Origin of the sequence: Streptomyces sp. NPDC059785 (assembly GCF_042732375.1) — a bacterium.
Lineage (GTDB): Bacteria > Actinomycetota > Actinomycetes > Streptomycetales > Streptomycetaceae > Streptomyces.
Window position 1 is genome coordinate 17,663 of sequence record NZ_JBHWHV010000021.1, and the last position, 16,769, is coordinate 34,431.

Consider the following 16,769-nt stretch of genomic DNA (forward strand, 5'->3'; position numbering starts at 1 on the left):
ATGATCACTTCAGTGCTCGTCGCCAACCGCGGTGAGATCGCCTGCCGGGTCTTCCGCACCTGCCGCGAACTGGGCATCCGTACCGTCGCCGTGCACTCGGACGCCGACGGGGGCGCCCTCCACGCGCGCGTGGCAGACGCCTCGGTGCGGCTGCCGGGCGCGGCACCCGCGGACACGTACCTGCGCGCCGAGCTGATCGTGAAGGCCGCCCTGGACGCGGGCGCGGACGCCGTGCACCCCGGTTACGGATTCCTGTCCGAGAACGCCGACTTCGCGCGGGCGGTCATCGACGCGGGCCTGGTCTGGATCGGGCCGCCGCCCGCCGCGATCGAGGCGATGGCGTCCAAGACCCGCGCCAAGGAGCTGATGGGCCTCGCGCCGCTCGGCGAGGTCACCGAGGACGACCTGCCGGTGCTGGTGAAGGCGGCGGCGGGCGGCGGCGGACGCGGCATGCGCGTCGTACGCGAACTCGGCGCCCTGGAGGCCGAGCTGACGGCAGCACGGTCCGAGGCGCTGGCCGCCTTCGGCGACGGCGAGGTCTTCGTCGAGCCGTACGTGGAGGGCGGCCGGCACGTCGAGGTGCAGGTGCTGGCCGACACCCACGGCACGGTGTGGGCGCTCGGCACCCGCGACTGCTCGCTCCAGCGACGCCACCAGAAGGTGATCGAGGAGGCCCCGGCCCCGGGCCTGCCGCCCGCGCTCACCGCGGAGCTGGAGGAGCTGGCCGTACGGGCCGCCCGTGCCGTGGACTACGTCGGCGCGGGCACGGTCGAGTTCCTGGTCGCCGACGGCCGGGCGCACTTCCTGGAGATGAACACCCGCCTCCAGGTCGAACATCCGGTGACGGAGGCCGTGTTCGGCGTCGACCTCGTGGCCCTCCAGATCGAGGTCGCCGAGGGCGCGGCCCTCCCGGCCGACCCGCCACGCGCGCGTGGACACGCGATAGAGGCCCGCCTGTACGCCGAGGACCCCGCGCACGCGTGGGCACCGCAGACCGGCACCCTGCACCGGCTCGCCGTACCTGACGGCATCCGCCTGGACACCGGTTACGCGGACGGCGACACCATCGGCGTCCACTACGACCCCCTGATCGCCAAGGCGGTCGCATACGCTCCCACGCGCGCGGGAGCCGTCCGGGCACTCGCCGGTGCCCTGGAGCGTGCGGACGTCCACGGCCCGGTCACCAACCGGGACCTGCTCGTCCGCTCCCTGCGCCACCCGGAGTTCACCGCCGCGCGGATGGACACCGGGTTCTACGACCGGCACCTGGACGACCTCACGGCGGCCGTACCGGACCCGTACGCCCCGCTGGCCGCCGCCCTCGCGGACGCCCACGGGCGCTCCCGCTTCGGCGGCTGGCGCAACCTGCCCTCCCAGCCGCAGACCAAGCGGTACCTGGTGGACGGCGATGGCCGGGGCGACGGCACCGGCACCGAGCACGAGGTCCGCTATCACCACACCCGGGAGGGCGGTCTGGCCGCCGAAGGGGTGCGCGTGGTGCACGCGGACGCCGGGCTCGTCGTCCTCGACATCGGCGGCGTCCGTCGCAGGTTCCCCGTCCACCGCTACGGGGACCGCGTGTACGTCGGCGCCACCGCCCTCACCGCCCTGCCCCGCTTCCCCGACCCCACGGCCCGGCAGGAGCCAGGCTCCCTGCTCGCGCCGATGCCCGGCACGGTCGTCCGCGTCGCCGACGGCCTCACCGAGGGCTCCCCGGTCACGGCCGGACAGCCCCTGCTCTGGCTGGAGGCGATGAAGATGGAGCACCGCGTTTCCGCCCCGGCGGACGGCACCCTCACCGCCCTGTACGCCACTCCTGGCCGACAGGTCGAGATGGGCACGCTTCTGGCCGTCGTACAGAGCACCCCCTGAACCCCGTACGCGCAGAGCGAGGAGAGGACCCGATGACCGCCGTCATTGAAACCGAGGAACACAAGGCGCTGCGCGCTGCCGTCGCCGCCCTGGGCGCCCGCTACGGCCGTGACTACATGTCGCGCGCCGTGGACGCGGGCGGCCACCCCGACGCCCTCTGGTCGGAGGCGGCCAAGCTCGGCTATCTCGGCGTGAACCTGCCGGAGGCACACGGCGGTGGAGGCGGCGGCATAGCCGAGCTCTCCATCGTCCTGGAGGAGCTGGGCGCCGCGGGCTGCCCGCTGCTCATGCTGGTGGTCTCCCCGGCGATCTGCGGCACCGTCATCGCCCGCTTCGGCACGGACGCGCAGAAGGAGCGCTGGCTGCCCGGCCTCGCGGACGGCACCCGCACCATGGCGTTCGGCATCACCGAGCCCGACGCGGGCTCCAACTCGCACCGGATCACCACCACCGCCCGCCGCGACGGCGACGGCTGGGTGCTGAACGGGCGCAAGGTGTTCATCTCCGGCGTCGACATCGCGGACGCGACGCTCGTGGTGGGGCGCACGGAGGACGCCCGCACCGGCCGGCTCAAGCCCTGCCTGTTCATCGTCCCCCGGGACGCCGAGGGCTTCGGGCGGCGCCAGATCGACATGGAACTGCACAGCGCGGAGAAGCAGTTCGAGCTGATCCTCGACGACGTACGGCTGCCCGCCGACGCCCTGGTCGGTGACGAAGACGCGGGGTTGCTCCAGCTCTTCGCCGGGCTCAACCCCGAGCGGATCATGACGGCCGCCTTCTCGATCGGCATGGGCCGCTACGCCCTCTCGCGTGCCGTCGCCTACGCGCGCGAGCGCAGCGTCTGGAAGACCCCCATAGGCGCCCACCAGGCCATCGCCCACCCCCTCGCGCAGGCCCACATCGAACTCGAACTGGCCCGCCTGATGATGCAGAAGGCGGCCCATCTGTACGACTCCGGGGACGACGTCGCGGCCGGTGAGGCCGCCAACATGGCCAAGTACGCGGCGGCCGAGGCGTGCGTGAAGGCCGTCGACCAGTCCGTGCACACCCTCGGCGGCAACGGCCTGACCAGAGAGTTCGGCCTCGCCTCCCTCATCACGGCCTCCCGGGTGGCCCGGATCGCCCCGGTGAGCCGGGAAATGATCCTCAACTACGTCTCCCACCAGACCCTGGGCCTTCCCAAGTCGTACTAGATGCCGTACGAGGGAGCCGTACCACGAGACGCACCAGGAGCCGCACGCCGCCCAGAGGCCGCACCCAGGAGGAACCGTGTTCCGCAGCGAGTACGCAGACGTCCCGGCCGTGGACGTGCCCATCCACGAGGCGGTCCTCGGCCGGGCCGCCGAACGGGGCGACCTCCCGGCCCTGGTCGACGGGGTCGACGGCACCACCCTCAGCTACGCGCAGGTCGACCACTTCCACCGCAGGATCGCCGCCGCGTTCGCCGAGGCGGGCCTCGCCAAGGGCGACGTGCTCGCCCTGCACAGCCCGAACACGATCGCCTTCCCGACCGCCTTCTACGCCGCCACGCGCGCAGGGGCCTCGGTCACCACCGTGCATCCGCTCGCCACGGCCGAGGAGTTCGCCAAGCAGCTCCGCGACAGCGGCGCCCGCTGGATCGTCACCGTCTCACCGCTCCTGGACGTGGCGCGTGCGGCGGCCGGACAGGCGGGCGGCATAAGAGAGATATTCGTCTGCGACAGCGCCCCGGGCCACCGCTCCCTGATCGACCTGCTCGGCACGACCGCGCCCGAGCCCGCGGTCGCCATCGACCCCGCCGAGGACGTCGCCGCCCTGCCCTACTCCTCGGGCACCACCGGCACCCCCAAGGGCGTGATGCTCACCCACCGCTCCATAGCCACCAATCTGGCGCAGCTGGAGCCCACGACCCCGACGGGCCCGGGTGACCGCATATTGGCAGTTCTGCCCTTTTTCCACATCTACGGTCTGACCGCGCTCATGAACGGCCCCCTGCGGCAGGGCGCCACCGTCGTCGTGCTGCCCCGCTTCGACCTCGACACCTTCCTCGCGGCCATCGAGAAGCACCGCATCACCCGCCTCTACGTGGCCCCGCCGATCGTCCTCGCCCTCGCCAAGCACCCGGCGGTCGAGGGCTACGACCTGTCGTCCCTGGAGCACATCGTCAGCGCCGCCGCGCCCCTGGACGCCGAACTGGCCGCCGCCTGCTCCCGAAGACTCGGCCTGCCGCCGATCGGGCAGGCGTACGGCATGACCGAGCTGTCACCCGGTACGCACGTCGTCCCCCTGGACGCCGAGAACCCGCCCCCGGGCGCGGTCGGCAAGCTGATCCCCGGCACCGAGATGCGCATCCTCGCCCTGGACGACCCGCGGCAGGACCTGGGCGTCGGCGAAGCCGGCGAGATCGCCATCCGCGGCCCCCAGGTGATGAAGGGCTACCTGGGGCACCCCGAGGCCACCGCCGAGATGATCGACGCGGACGGCTGGCTGCGCACCGGCGACGTCGGCCACGTGGACGCCGACGGCTGGCTGTACATCGTCGACCGGGTCAAGGAACTCATCAAGTACAAGGGGTTCCAGGTCGCGCCCGCCGAGCTGGAGGCCCTGCTGCTCACCCACCCCGCCATCGCCGACGCCGCCGTCATCGGCGTCTACAACGACGACCACAACGAGGTCCCGCACGCCTTCGTGGTCCGCCAGCCGTCCGCGCCGGACCTCTCCGAGAACGAGGTCATGCTGCACGTCGCCGAGCGCGTCGCCCCGTACAAGCGGGTGCGGGGCGTGACCTTCGTCGAGAGCGTGCCGCGCGCCGCCTCCGGGAAGATCCTGCGCCGGGAACTGCGGGAGAGGTCATGAGCGTTGTCACCGTCACGCGCGCGCGGGGCGTCGCCACGCTGACCCTGGACTCCCCGGGGAACCGCAATGCCCTGTCAGCCGCCCTGGTGGGCGAGCTCGCGGACGCGCTCGCCGACTGCGGCGCGGACGCAGACGTGCGCGCCGTCGTGCTCACCCACACGGGGAACACCTTCAGCGCGGGCGCCGACCTGAAGCAGCCGCCGGACCCGGCCGCGTTCGTGGCACTGCTGCGCCAGGTCGTGGAACTGCCCAAGCCGGTCGTCGCCCGGGTCACCGGCCACGTACGGGCCGGCGGGCTCGGCCTGGTCGGCGCCTGCGACCTCGCGGCGGCCGGACCCGACGCCACCTTCGCCTTCACGGAGGTACGGATCGGCGTCGCGCCCGCGGTGATCTCCATGCCGCTGCTGCCCCGCCTCGACCCGCGCGCCGCCGCCCGCTACTACCTCACCGGCGAGCGCTTCGACGCGGAAGAGGCCGCCCGGATCGGGCTGCTGACGGTCGCCGCCACCTCCACCGGCATCGACGCCGCCCTGGAACCCGTACTCGACGGCCTGCGCAGGTCCTCGCCCCAGGCCCTGGCCGAGACGAAACGGCTGCTCACGGCTATCGTGCTGGAGACCTTCGACCGGGACGCCGCCGCGCTGACCGCGCTCTCGGCACGGCTGTTCGCCTCCGCCGAGGCCCGCGAGGGGATGACGGCCTTCCTCGAACGACGGGATCCCGCATGGGTGCTGTGACCGCGACCGGCGCCGACCGGGCCCCGAAGCAGGACCGCAGCCGGGCCACCCGGCAGCGGCTCCTGGAGGCCGCCGTGGCCTGCCTCGCCGTACACGGCTGGGCGGGCTCCACGGTCTCCGTCGTCGCCGAGCGCGCCGGCGTCTCCCGGGGCGCCGCCCAGCACCACTTCCCCACCCGCGAGGACCTGTTCACCGCGGCGGTCGAGTACGTCGCCGAGGAGCGCTCCACGGCGCTGCGCGCCCTCTTCCCCGAGGGCGCCGCCGACCGCCGCGCCGTGGTCGCCGCCCTCGTCGACCTCTACACGGGACCCCTCTTCCGGGCCGCCCTGCACCTGTGGGTCGCCGCCTCCTACGAGGAGCCGCTGCGCCCGCGCGTCACCGAGCTGGAGGCCCGTGTCGGCCGCGAGACCCACCGCATCGCCGTCGACCTGCTGGCCGCCGACGAGTCGCGGCCCGGCGTCCGCGAGACGGTGCAGGGCCTGCTCGACATGGCCCGCGGCCTGGGCCTTGCCAATCTGCTCACCGACGACGCGGGGCGCCGCGAACGGGTGGTCGCGCAGTGGGCGGCGCTGCTGGACGAGGCGCTCGGCTGAACCACGCCCCGGGGCTCACGGGCTCAGCCGCTCCACCCGCCAGCCGCCGTCCGCCCCGGCCACGTACCGCAGGCGGTCGTGCAGCCGGTTCTCGCGGCCCTGCCAGAACTCCACCGATCGCGGCGTCACCCGGAAGCCGCCCCAGTGCGGCGGGACCGGCACCTGCTCGCCCTCCGGATAGCGGGCCGCCAGCTCCTCGTACGAAGCGTCCAGCTCCGCGCGCGAGCCGATCACCGAGGACTGGGCGCTCGCCCACGCACCCAGCCGGGAGCCGTGCGGGCGGGAGCGGAAGTACGCCGCCGTCTCGTCGCGCCCGGTGCGCCGCGCCACGCCGGAGACGATCACCTGCCGGGCGATCGGGTGCCAGGGGAACAGCAGCGAGACATACGGGTTCGCGGTCAGCTCGCTCCCCTTGCGGGAGTCGTAGTTGGTGTAGAAGACGAAGCCGTGCTCGTCGTACTGCTTCAGCAGTACCGTGCGGGAACTGGGCCGCCCCTCGGCGTCGGCCGTCGAGACGACCATGGCGTTCGGCTCGTACAGCGTGCCCCGGACGGCGGCCTGCGCGGCCTGCTCGAACCAGCGGGCGAACTGGCCCATCGGGTCCGGCGCGAGATCGGGCTCCGCGAGCCCTGCCGCGCGGTAGTGGGCGCGCATCGTCGCGGGGTCGGCGGCGAGTGCCCCCATGGCGGCGGTGCCGGGCGCGGCGTCGGCTGCCGCCGCCGCGCGCAGGACGAGGGGTTCGGCGGCGGATTCATCCGGGTGGCGGTCGTTCACACGGTCGTTCACGCGGTCATCCTGCCGTACGGGCAAAGGACTTCGCGGGCGTGCGCTTCGTCACTGTGTGGCACTCAGTGCCGCAGAGTCTCCCCAACGGTGGCACTCGGGGATATCGTGCTGCTGCGGCACCCGGTCGGACGACCGCCGGCCGGTACCCGGCCGGATGGCCGTCGACCGGTACCCGGCCGGATGACCGCGGACCGCACCGGGCATCACCGCAGTGACCGCCGCAGCACCGCAGTGACGGCCGAAGCACCACAGCGTCCGCTCCGGACCGCGAGCCGCCGAGGTCTCACCGGGTACGTGTTACGGGACCTCGCCCACGGACGTGGAACCGGACCGGACACCGTCACCCCGTACGACACGGGGCGTCCGACCCACGAAGAAGCCGCCCCACCCAGCAGAACGAGCTGTCGCCCCATCGCACCCTTCTCACGAGGAGCCGCCCGATGTCCGACTTCGTACCCGGACTAGAAGGAGTCGTCGCGTTCGAGACGGAGATCGCCGAACCCGACAAGGAGGGCGGCGCCCTGCGGTACCGAGGCGTCGACATCGAGGACCTGGTCGGTCACGTCTCCTTCGGGAACGTCTGGGGCCTCCTCGTCGACGGCGCCTTCAACCCCGGCCTGCCGCCCGCCGAGCCCTTCCCGATCCCCGTCCACTCCGGTGACATCCGCGTCGACGTACAGTCCGCGCTCGCCATGCTCGCCCCCGTCTGGGGCCTCAAGCCGCTCCTCGACATCGACGAGAAGCAGGCCCGCGAGGACCTGGCCCGCGCCGCCGTGATGGCCCTGTCGTACGTCGCCCAGTCCGCCCGCGGACAGGGGCTCGCCATGGTCCCGCAGAGCGAGATCGACAAGGCGCAGTCGATCGTCGAGCGGTTCATGATCCGCTGGCGCGGAGAGCCCGACCCCAAGCACGTCGCCGCCGTCGACGCCTACTGGACCTCCGCCGCCGAGCACGGCATGAACGCCTCCACGTTCACCGCCCGGGTCATCGCCTCCACGGGCGCGGACGTCGCCGCCGCCCTCTCCGGTGCCGTCGGCGCCATGTCGGGCCCGCTGCACGGCGGCGCCCCCTCCCGCGTCCTCGGCATGATCGAGGAAATCGAGCGCACCGGCGACGCCGACGCCTACGTCAAACGGGCGCTGGACAACGGCGAGCGCCTGATGGGCTTCGGGCACCGCGTCTACCGGGCCGAGGACCCGCGCGCGCGGGTGCTGCGCCGCACCGCCCGCGAACTGGGCGCGCCCCGCTTCGAGGTCGCCGAGGCGCTGGAGAAGGCGGCGCTCGCCGAACTGCACGCCCGGCGGCCCGACCGGGTGCTGGCCACCAACGTGGAGTTCTGGGCGGCGATCGTGCTCGACTTCGCCGAGGTCCCGGCGCACATGTTCACGTCGATGTTCACCTGCGCCCGTACCGCGGGCTGGTCCGCGCACATCCTGGAGCAGAAGAGCACGGGCCGGCTCGTGCGGCCGTCCGCGCGCTACGTGGGTCCGGGCTCGCGCAGCCCCCGGGAGATCGCGGGCTTCGACGACATCGCCGACATCGCGCACGACGCCCGCTGAACGCAGGCGACCCGCGGGCTCTGGTCTCCCACCGGGGCGGTGAAGCCTCGGCGGGAGAGCCGGCCGGACGTACCGGCGAGCCCGCGGGTCGGGTGACTGCGTTGAGATTCGGCCGGCTGCGCGCTCAGCTCGCGCGCTGGTCCGGCACCGCACTGAAGACGTGGTGACGGGCCGCTAGCCCGCAGCCACCTCGCTCGTCCGGGTTTGATACATCTGCCGGATCACCTCCTTTCTCAGCGTGCGGCACAGCCTAGGAAGCGATCGATGGCGGCTCAACCGATTTTCGGGACGACTTTTCTCCGGCGTCCGGGGCAGGCGGCCTGGCAGGCGGCCTGGCAGGCGACCGTGCGGGGTACAACGATTTCGTCGAATCTTCGGGGAACGTGCTGTGGGCTGGGTCACGTTCGAGTTGAATGATGGCCAGTGAGCGATGGGACGCGCCGTATACGCGGACGCAGCCGTAGGGGGTCCAGGTGAGTGCTTCCCGGCGTAGTGGGACCACCGACGAGCTGGGGCCCGACGAGCCAGAACGCGACGGCGCGGATCTGCTCGCGGCGCTGCTGGACGGCATGGACGCGGCGCTGTGCGCCTTCGACGCCGACGGCATCGTCACCCACTGGAACCGCGAGGCCGAGCGGATCCTCGGCTGGAGCGCGGAGGAGGCGGTGGGGCGGCACGGGTTCGCCGGCTGGGCCGTGCGCACCGCGGACGCCCAGGAGGTCGAGGAGCGGCTGCTGTCCGCCATGCGGGCGCCCGGCCGCCAGGTCCACGAGTTCGCGCTGCTGACCAAGGACGGCGGCCGGGTCCTCGTCCGCACCCAGTCCGCCGCCGTACGCGGCCCGGACGGCAAGCCCGCCGGTGTCTACTGCGCCTTCAGCGAGGTGCACACCCAGATCGACCTGGAGCGGTCCATCGCGCTGAGCGAGGCCCTCTTCGAGGACGCCGGCTGGGGCGTCGTACTCGTCGACGCCGACCTGCGGCCCGCCGTGGTGAACGCGCACGCGGCCCGCTCCCTCGGCATCGGACGCACGGCCGTCCTGGGGCGGCCCCTGGGCGAACTGCTCGTCCAGGGCGTCGAGGAACTGGAGAGCGCGCTCACCCACGTCCTCGCCGAGGGCGCGCCGCCCGCGCCCGCCGAGATGTGGGTGAGCGTCAGGGGCGCGGAGGGGGCCGACCGGCGGCGCTGCTGGCGCAGCGGGTTCCTGCGGCTGGCCTCACCGCTCGCGGAGGAACCGGTGCCGCTGGGCGTCGGCTGGCTCTTCCAGGACGTCACCGAGGCGAAGCAGGCCGAGCAGGAGGCCGCGCTGCTGCGGTTCCGCGCCAACCAGCTCCACCGGGCGGCGCGGGCCGCCGCCGAGTGCGAGGACCCCGCCGAGGCGGCCACCGTCCACCTGGACTTCGCCCTCGCGGGCTTCGCCGACCACGCGGTGCTCGACCGGGTGATCGACCAGCCGGCCGCGCCCGGCGCGGGTCCGGGCGCCGCGGGTCCGGCGGGCGAGGGCGGGCCGGTGCGGCTGGTACGGGTCGCGGCGACGCCTTCCGGGACGCCGGGGCCGAGCCATCTGGCCGGGCGCGCGGGACTGCCCGTCCGTTACGAGGAGGGCCATCCCGCCCTCCAGTGCGTGGACCGGGCCGGCTCGGTACGGGCCACCGCGGGCACCGTGGGCGCGGAGTCCGCGCGCGCGTGGGCCGTCGGGCGCCAGTGGCCGCCGGACTCCGTGCACGCGCTGTGCGCCGTCCTGCGCAGCCGCGGGCGCACCCTGGGCGTCGTGACCTTCCTGCGGACGGCGGGGCGCAGCCAGTTCGAGCGCACGGACGCCACGTACGCGGAGGACGTGGCCGTACGGATCGCGGGGGCGCTGGATCTGGCGGGGCTCGTGGGCGACTGACGCGAGGCACGGACGGGGCGGGCGGGCGTACCGGTGGATGCGCTCTGTGCGGTTCGCCGGTGGGCGCAGGAGCGTTGTCGGGTGCGGGTGCGGGTGCGGGTGCGGGTGCCGGTGCGGGTGCCGGTGCGGGTGCCGGTGCGAGTGCCGGTGCGCCCCGGTCAGCGCCGGTAGAAGATGCGGTCCCCGTACTCCCTCAGCACACGGCCGTTCCACTCGTGGCCGCCGTCGACGTTCCCCGAGCGCAGCAGCGGGGGCTCGATGCCGCGCTCGGCCAGCGCTCCGGCCGCCGTCGCCATCACCGCCTGGAGCACCGCACTGGTGACGACCGTCGACGCCGGGGCGAAGGGCGCCGGGACGGTGTCCACGGTCAGCTCCGCGTCCCCGACCGCGATCTTCGTGTCCAGCACCACGTCGCAGTGGTCCTTGAGGTACGTCCCGGAGCTGTGCCGGGACTTGGTCTCGGACGCGTACGCCACCGACGTCACCCCGACGACCTGCACGCCCAGGGCGCGGGCGTTCATCGCCATCTCCACGGGCAGGGCGTTGCGGCCGGACAGCGAGATGATGACCAGCAGATCGCCGGAGCGCAGGGGGCTGGAGTCCAGGACGGCGCCCGCGAGACCGTCGACCCGCTCGAGCGCGGAGCCCAGCGTGGCGGGCATCACGTCGACGCCGACGACCCCGGGGACGGCGAGCAGGTTCATCAGGGCGAGTCCGCCCGCGCGGTAGACGACGTCCTGCGCGGCGAGCGAGGAGTGCCCGGCGCCGAAGGCGAACAGCCGGCCGCCGTCGGCCACGGTGTCCGCGACGAGTTCACCGGCCGCGGCGATGGACTCGGCGCCCTCGTCCCGCACCCGCTGCAACAGGCCGATCGCGGCGTCGAAGAACTGCCCGGCCAGCTTGCTCTCGCTCATCGCGGAACCCTTTCGAGGTCGGTGGCGGCACGTCGGCATACTGGGGGGAGCACCGGTGCCCGGCCGGTGAGCCGGCGGCCCGGCACGGCACGGCCGCGCCGACGGCTCCAACGCCTTCGTCGTGTCGCGGATCACGTTGCGGTCTGGACCAGTGCCCTGTCAATACGGCTCCCGTACGGGCCCGGCCGTCGGCCGTCGCCGGTCCCGTGCGCGCAGGCGGTACCGCCCGTCGGCACCGGCGGGACACGGTTGTCAGTGGTATGCGTCAGAATTGAAGCCAGGGCCAGCGCACACGCCGGAGAGCCGACGAGCCTTCGGCAGAGCAATCGAGGGGCACGTATGTCCGGACTGATCGACACCACCGAGATGTATCTCCGCACCATCCTGGAGCTGGAGGAGGAAGGTGTGGTCCCCATGCGCGCCCGGATCGCCGAGCGGCTCGACCAGAGCGGCCCGACGGTCAGCCAGACGGTGGCGCGGATGGAGCGCGACGGCCTGGTGGCCGTCGCCAGCGACCGGCACCTGGAGCTGACCGAGGAGGGCCGGCGGCTCGCCACCCGTGTGATGCGCAAGCACCGGCTCGCCGAGTGCCTGCTCGTCGACGTCATCGGGCTCGAGTGGGAGCAGGTGCACGCCGAGGCGTGTCGCTGGGAGCACGTGATGAGCGAGGCGGTCGAGCGCCGCGTCCTGGAGCTGCTCCGCCACCCCACCGAGTCGCCGTACGGGAATCCGATCCCGGGCCTGGAGGAGCTGGGCGAGAAGGACGGGGCCGACCCGTTCCTCGACGAGGGCATGCTCTCGCTGGCCGAGCTGGACCCGGGCGCGGAGGGCAAGACCGTCGTAGTGCGGCGCATCGGCGAGCCGATCCAGACGGACGCCCAGCTCATGTACACGCTGCGGCGGGCCGGCGTGCAGCCCGGTTCCGTGGTCAGCGTCACGGAGTCGGCGGGCGGGGTGCTGGTGGGCAGCAGCGGCGAGGCCGCCGAGCTGACGACCGACGTCGCCTCGCACGTGTTCGTCGCCAAGCGCTGAGTCGTTGCCGGGCGCTGACTCCGCGTTCGCCGCCGAGCGCTGATTTCGCGCTCACTTTTACTGAGCGCTTACTTCGGCGGGGCCGTCCCGCGGTGACCTGCGGAGGCGTCAACTGGCGTGACGGGTGAGCGGTTTGTGGCGCTTTAGCGGCCGCACCGAAACCAAGATTCAGTGCGCGGAACCGCAGCGCGGCGACCGTTCGCGTGCGACGCTGTCGCGTGAGGCATATGACCGAGGGGCACTCGGAGGCCCTCGGTCGTCGGTCGACAGCGATGTCATACCCGGCCGGTGGGTGCTACCGGCCGTTGAAGGACCTGTACGGGTCCGGGGAAGGGGCGGGAGGATGTGCCACAGACAAGCCGAGGGCCCCGGCGCCTCGCGGCGCCGGGGCCTGTCCTCCCCTGTGCTGACCCGGAGCCCCGAGCTCTCAGGGTCATTCCCTGCGGACCGGTTTCCCCGAGCGGCCCGCTCCCCGCAGAAGATCTCCCCGCGGCGACGGCGGCCAACCCCTGAGCGGGGTCACCCGATCGAGGGGTGTTGGTGCGGGACGGAGCATTTTCGAATATGTATTCGATAGCGTGAGGGTGACGGGCCCTCACGACCCGCGTTGTACCCACCGGCGTACGCGGGTCCGCGTGAACAGTGCGTGGCGTGGATCTGTGGGACCGGCGCGAATGGCGTTACGGTGCGGCGCAGGCAGCACGGTGCCGCGGACAGCGGTGCCGACCTATCAGCGGGACAGCAGGAGCAGCGGGACGACCGGCAGTATGAACGAGGGGACCGGCGGGAGCGAGCGGTCCTAATGAGCCTGGGGGGTGCCAGGACGATGGTGCGGCGCATCGACGTGACCGGCGCGGGCGGTGTACGGCTCGCGGCCTGGGAGTTCGGTGATCCTCCCAAAACCGATCCGGCCCGGAACGGCTCGGTCGGCGGCGGTTCGGCCCGGAACGGGTCGCTCGGCGGCGGTTCGGTCGGGAACGGCTCGGCGGTCGGGAACGGTTCGGTCCGGAACGGGTCGGTGGACAGCCGGTCGGCCGGGCGCGGGGCGGCGCGGGACGCGGGCCTGGAGGGTGGCTCCCTGCGGGACGGTTCCGTGCGCGACGGCTCTGTACGGGAAGCCCTGGTGGGGGACGGGGGTGAGCAGGGCCCCGGGGTTCTTCTGCTGCACGGTCTGATGGGGCGTGCCTCGCACTGGGCGTCCACCGCCCGCTGGCTCTCCGAGCGGTACCGCGCGGTGGCGCTCGACCAGCGCGGGCACGGTCGCAGCGACAAGCCGCCGGTGGAGTACTACACCCGTGATGCGTACGTCGAGGACGCCGAGGCCGCGCTGGAGCAGCTCGGGCTCGCGCCCGCCGTCGTCATCGGGCACGCCATGGGGGCGCTGACCGCCTGGCAGCTCGCCGCCAAGCGGCCCGATCTCGTGCGGGGGCTGGTCATCTGCGACATGCGGGCCTCCGCGTTAGGCGCCGCGTCGCAGCGGGAGTGGGAGGACTGGTTCAGGGCCTGGCCCGTTCCGTTCGCGACGCTCGCCGATGTCCGCAAGTGGTTCGGCGAGGACGATCCCTGGGTGGAGCGGCCGAGCGCGGCGCGTGGTGAGTTCTACGCCGAGGTCATGGCCGAGTCCGGTGACGGGTGGCGGCCCGTGTTCGAGCCGGAGCAGATGCTCAAGTCCCGGGAGAGCTGGGTGTACGACGCGCACTGGGAGGAGCTGGCGCAGGTGCAGTGCCCGGCTCTGGTGGTGCGGGGGCTCGACGGGGAGCTGGGGCGGGCCGAGTCCCAGGAGATGGTGCGGGTGCTGCCCCGGGGGCAGTACGCGGAGGTGGCCGACGCGGGGCATCTCGTGCACTACGACCAGCCCGAGGCCTGGCGGACGGCCATCGAGCCGTTCCTGGACGGGGTGCTCGCGTCGTCGTGAGGCGGGGTGCTCGCGGGGCTCGCCTCGTGCCTCGACCTGCGGCCGGTGGTCGCAGCGCCTTCCCGCCGTGGTGGGCCGGGGCCGTGCCGGTACATCCGCCCGTCGCTTACGCGGCGTCCCGGACGTGCGTGGTGCGGGCTTTCTGATGACCACGTAAGCGACGGGCATTTGATGTACCGGCACGGCCCCTTCCGGGTGTTCGGCGGGTGCGGGCCGTCGGGCGTGCGCCTGACCCCTTCCGCGCGTTCGCGCCTGCGGGTGCTTCAGCCTCTGCTCACCGCTGTCAGGATCTCCGGGAGTCTGCGGGCCGTGCGCGGGGCCGCCAGGCGCAGGCCCAGGAAGGTGGCCGCGGCGCCGTACGCGATGCCCAGGGGGAGGAGGGGCCAGGTGGTGGCCGACGCGAGGTTCAGCCAGACCGTCAGGGTCAGGACGGGGGCGCACAGCAGGGCCGCCGAGACCATGCCGCCGAAGATGGAGATCCAGGCCAGGCCCGCCTGCCCCGGGGCCACGTTCTTGTAGCCCTCCTGCGGGATCGAGTACGGGAAGCGCGCTGAGGACCAGGCGCCCGTCGCCAGCATCGCGCCCAGCAGGGCGAACGACAGGCCGAGTACTTCGGGCAGGCGGCGCCACTCGTCGAGCATCGCCGTCGTCAGGACGGTCACGAGCGCCGTGTAGGGCAGCGTGATGACCAGGAGGGCCAGTGCGCGGCCGCGCAGCTCCAGATAGGCGTCCCGGGGTGAGGAAATGGTCAGCGCCACCGTCCAGAACGCCGAGGTGTCCTGGCCGAACTGGTTGTACATCTGGATGCCGAGCATGCCGGCGGCGAAGCAGGCGAAGTACGGGGAGCCGGTGCCCTGGAGGGCATTGAAGACCGGGACGATCAGGCCGATGGCGAGTGAGGTGACCCAGGCCGCCTTCGTCTTCGGGTCCCGCCAGACGTAGCGCAGGCTGCGCTCCATGACCGTTCCGGTGCGGCCGGCGGGCAGAAGGCGGCTCAGGCCCGTCGACGCGCGGGCACGGGTGGGCTGTTGGGCCGCCTGGAGCGTCGAGCCGTCCGGTGCGGTCATGAGCTTCGTCAGGCTGCGTGACCAGAGGGTCAGAAGCGACACCAACGCTGCCGCGCTGAGCAGTAGTTGGGCTAGTGCTGTGGCGTACGAGCCTTGCGATGCGTTGTGTACGGCCGCGATTGATGTGGCGGGTGGGATCCAGCTGATTGCGTCCGCTACGGGGTCCAGGCGGCTGATGCCGCCTGCCGTGCCCAGGGCCTGGATGCCGAAGTTGACGAGCTGGATGCCGATCGCGATGACCAGGCCGCTCAGGACCGCCAGGTCGCGGCCGCGGCGGCTGGTGAGGAGGCGGATGTTGGCGGCCGCCACGGCTCGGGCCAGGGCCACGCAGGTCAGCAGGGCGAGCGCCGTGCCGAGCACCGCGGTCACGTACGCCGCCGGGCCGTGGGCCAGGGCGATCACCGAGCCCGCCAGCAGGCAGAGGGTGAACAGGGGGCCTATGCCCACCAGCGAGGCGGTGAGCAGGGCCAGGATCAGGGGCCGGGGGCGCAGGGGGAGCATCACCAGGCGGGTGGGGTCCAGCGTCTCGTCGCCGCTGGGGAAGAACAGCGGCATGACGGCCCAGCCGAGGGCCAGGAGCTCCACCAGCAGGAGGGTGACGGTGGTGGCGTGCGCGGTGCCGCGCAGGGCGATGAGGCCGATGAGCTGGAGGGCGGCGAGTAGCAGGACCAGGACGGCCGAGGTGATGAACGCCGCCCGCCGGCCGGTGGACTGGCGCAGGCCGTTGCGCAGCAGCGACAGCTTCAGGCGTACGAGGGTGGGGGTGGTCGTGTTCATCGGGGGGTGCCGCCCAGCCAGTCCAGGTCGGAGTGGCTGGTCCGGGCCTGGGCGCCGACGAGTTGCAGGAACGCCTGCTGGAGCGAGGGGGCGTCGCCGCGCACCTCGGTGAGGGGGCCGTGGGCGCGGATGCGGCCCGCGGCCAGGACGGCCACCCAGTCGCACAGGGACTCCACCAGCTCCATGACGTGGGAGGAGAAGACCACCGTGGCACCGGAGGCGGTGTAGCGCTCCAGTACGCCGCGGATGGTCTGCGCGGAGACCGGGTCCACGCCCTCGAACGGCTCGTCCAGGAACAGGATCTCCGGGTTGTGCAGGAGCGCCGCGGCCAGGCCGATTTTCTTGCGCATGCCCGTCGAGTAGTCGACGACCAGTTTGTGCTGGGAGCCGGAGAGATCGAGGACGTCCAGGAGCTGGGTGGTCCGCTTGTCCACTTCGGCGCCCGGGAGGCCGCGCAACCTGCCGGTGTAGGCGAGCAGTTCGCGGCCCGAGAGCCGCTCGAACAGGCGCAGTCCCTCGGGCAGGACGCCGATCCGGGCCTTGACCTGCACCGGGTCCTGCCAGACGTCGTGGCCGACGACCTCCACGGTGCCCTGGTCGGGGCGGAGCAGGCCGGTCACCATGGAGAGTGTGGTGGTCTTGCCCGCTCCGTTCGGTCCGACGAGGCCGATGAACCGGCCGGCGGGCAGATCGAGATCGATACCGGCGACCGCTACCTGGTCACCGAAGCGTTTCCACAGCCCCCGTACGCGTACGGCGGCTGCTTCTTTCCGTGCTTCCTCCGTCATGTCTG

13 protein-coding genes are annotated in these 16,769 nt (G+C 72.9%); 9 read left to right on the plus strand and 4 right to left on the minus strand.

Going from position 1 to position 16,769, the window contains the following annotated elements; genetic code table 11:
• From ACFV6E_RS17745 to ACFV6E_RS17765, 5 genes are all read left to right on the plus strand, one after another.
• Positions 1–1,872, plus strand: coding sequence for an acetyl/propionyl/methylcrotonyl-CoA carboxylase subunit alpha (locus ACFV6E_RS17745; protein ID WP_385462614.1), 1,872 nt, complete (start codon positions 1–3; stop codon positions 1,870–1,872).
• A 32-nt stretch (positions 1,873–1,904) separates the two neighbouring features.
• Positions 1,905–3,065 carry an acyl-CoA dehydrogenase family protein gene (locus ACFV6E_RS17750; RefSeq protein WP_385167768.1) on the plus strand — a complete coding sequence of 387 codons (1,161 nt, stop codon included), beginning with the start codon at positions 1,905–1,907 and terminating at the stop codon, positions 3,063–3,065.
• Between the two features lie 76 nt (positions 3,066–3,141).
• Positions 3,142–4,707 carry a 4-coumarate--CoA ligase family protein gene (locus ACFV6E_RS17755; RefSeq protein ID WP_385167766.1) on the plus strand — a complete coding sequence of 522 codons (1,566 nt, stop codon included), beginning with the start codon at positions 3,142–3,144 and terminating at the stop codon, positions 4,705–4,707.
• Positions 4,704–5,444 carry an enoyl-CoA hydratase family protein gene (locus ACFV6E_RS17760; protein ID WP_385462617.1) on the plus strand — a complete coding sequence of 247 codons (741 nt, stop codon included), beginning with the start codon at positions 4,704–4,706 and terminating at the stop codon, positions 5,442–5,444. The genes ACFV6E_RS17755 and ACFV6E_RS17760 overlap by 4 nt, the downstream gene beginning before the upstream one ends.
• Entirely contained in the window at positions 5,432–6,037 is a 606-nt protein-coding gene (locus ACFV6E_RS17765) for a TetR/AcrR family transcriptional regulator (RefSeq protein WP_385167762.1), read from the plus strand. Before ACFV6E_RS17760 ends, ACFV6E_RS17765 begins: the two co-directional genes overlap by 13 nt.
• A 15-nt stretch (positions 6,038–6,052) precedes the next feature.
• Here ACFV6E_RS17765 and pdxH read toward each other — a convergent pair whose 3' ends face one another.
• Positions 6,053–6,721: a pyridoxamine 5'-phosphate oxidase gene (pdxH, locus tag ACFV6E_RS17770; protein ID WP_385167795.1), complete on the minus strand. Its 669-nt coding sequence runs from the start codon at positions 6,719–6,721 to the stop codon at positions 6,053–6,055.
• A gap of 542 nt (positions 6,722–7,263) precedes the next feature.
• On the opposite strand from pdxH, the gene ACFV6E_RS17775 reads away from it, so the two are divergent.
• Together ACFV6E_RS17775 and ACFV6E_RS17780 are read left to right on the plus strand one after the other, a co-directional pair.
• Entirely contained in the window at positions 7,264–8,382 is a 1,119-nt protein-coding gene (locus tag ACFV6E_RS17775) for a citrate synthase 2 (RefSeq protein ID WP_385462620.1), read from the plus strand.
• Between the two features lie 473 nt (positions 8,383–8,855).
• A complete protein-coding gene (locus tag ACFV6E_RS17780) occupies positions 8,856–10,271 on the plus strand; it encodes a PAS domain-containing protein (RefSeq protein ID WP_385167759.1) in 1,416 nt (471 codons plus the stop codon).
• 158 nt (positions 10,272–10,429) lie between these two features.
• Here ACFV6E_RS17780 and ACFV6E_RS17785 read toward each other — a convergent pair whose 3' ends face one another.
• The gene (locus tag ACFV6E_RS17785; RefSeq protein ID WP_385167758.1) at positions 10,430–11,185 is read right to left on the minus strand and encodes an SIS domain-containing protein; all 756 of its coding nucleotides are present in this window, start codon (positions 11,183–11,185) and stop codon (positions 10,430–10,432) included.
• Between the two features lie 339 nt (positions 11,186–11,524).
• Between ACFV6E_RS17785 and ACFV6E_RS17790 the strand changes: the two genes are divergently transcribed.
• Together ACFV6E_RS17790 and ACFV6E_RS17795 are read left to right on the plus strand one after the other, a co-directional pair.
• The gene (locus tag ACFV6E_RS17790; RefSeq protein WP_385167756.1) at positions 11,525–12,217 is read left to right on the plus strand and encodes a metal-dependent transcriptional regulator; all 693 of its coding nucleotides are present in this window, start codon (positions 11,525–11,527) and stop codon (positions 12,215–12,217) included.
• Positions 12,218–13,043: 826 nt separating this feature from the next.
• Positions 13,044–14,132 carry an alpha/beta fold hydrolase gene (locus tag ACFV6E_RS17795; RefSeq protein WP_385462622.1) on the plus strand — a complete coding sequence of 363 codons (1,089 nt, stop codon included), beginning with the start codon at positions 13,044–13,046 and terminating at the stop codon, positions 14,130–14,132.
• A gap of 263 nt (positions 14,133–14,395) precedes the next feature.
• Here the strand turns inward: ACFV6E_RS17795 and ACFV6E_RS17800 are convergent, their stop codons facing one another.
• Both ACFV6E_RS17800 and ACFV6E_RS17805 read right to left on the minus strand, forming a co-directional pair.
• Positions 14,396–15,976 (minus strand): transporter, encoded by a 1,581-nt coding sequence (locus tag ACFV6E_RS17800; RefSeq protein ID WP_385462624.1) that lies wholly within the window; start codon positions 15,974–15,976, stop codon positions 14,396–14,398.
• A complete protein-coding gene (locus ACFV6E_RS17805; protein WP_385462627.1) occupies positions 15,973–16,764 on the minus strand; it encodes an ABC transporter ATP-binding protein in 792 nt (263 codons plus the stop codon). The genes ACFV6E_RS17800 and ACFV6E_RS17805 overlap by 4 nt, the downstream gene beginning before the upstream one ends.
• Positions 16,765–16,769 lie beyond the last annotated feature (5 nt).

Coding starts and splice junctions, on each gene's coding strand:
- ACFV6E_RS17745 (WP_385462614.1), top strand. CDS start 1: ATGATCACTTCAGTGCTCGTCGCCAACCGCGGTGAGATCGCCTGCCGG.
- ACFV6E_RS17750 (WP_385167768.1), top strand. CDS start 1,905: ATGACCGCCGTCATTGAAACCGAGGAACACAAGGCGCTGCGCGCTGCC.
- ACFV6E_RS17760 (WP_385462617.1), top strand. CDS start 4,704: ATGAGCGTTGTCACCGTCACGCGCGCGCGGGGCGTCGCCACGCTGACC.
- ACFV6E_RS17765 (WP_385167762.1), top strand. CDS start 5,432: ATGGGTGCTGTGACCGCGACCGGCGCCGACCGGGCCCCGAAGCAGGAC.
- pdxH (WP_385167795.1), bottom strand. CDS start 6,721: ATGGGGGCACTCGCCGCCGACCCCGCGACGATGCGCGCCCACTACCGC.
- ACFV6E_RS17775 (WP_385462620.1), top strand. CDS start 7,264: ATGTCCGACTTCGTACCCGGACTAGAAGGAGTCGTCGCGTTCGAGACG.
- ACFV6E_RS17785 (WP_385167758.1), bottom strand. CDS start 11,185: ATGAGCGAGAGCAAGCTGGCCGGGCAGTTCTTCGACGCCGCGATCGGC.
- ACFV6E_RS17790 (WP_385167756.1), top strand. CDS start 11,525: ATGTCCGGACTGATCGACACCACCGAGATGTATCTCCGCACCATCCTG.
- ACFV6E_RS17795 (WP_385462622.1), top strand. CDS start 13,044: ATGGTGCGGCGCATCGACGTGACCGGCGCGGGCGGTGTACGGCTCGCG.
- ACFV6E_RS17800 (WP_385462624.1), bottom strand. CDS start 15,976: ATGAACACGACCACCCCCACCCTCGTACGCCTGAAGCTGTCGCTGCTG.
- ACFV6E_RS17805 (WP_385462627.1), bottom strand. CDS start 16,764: ATGACGGAGGAAGCACGGAAAGAAGCAGCCGCCGTACGCGTACGGGGG.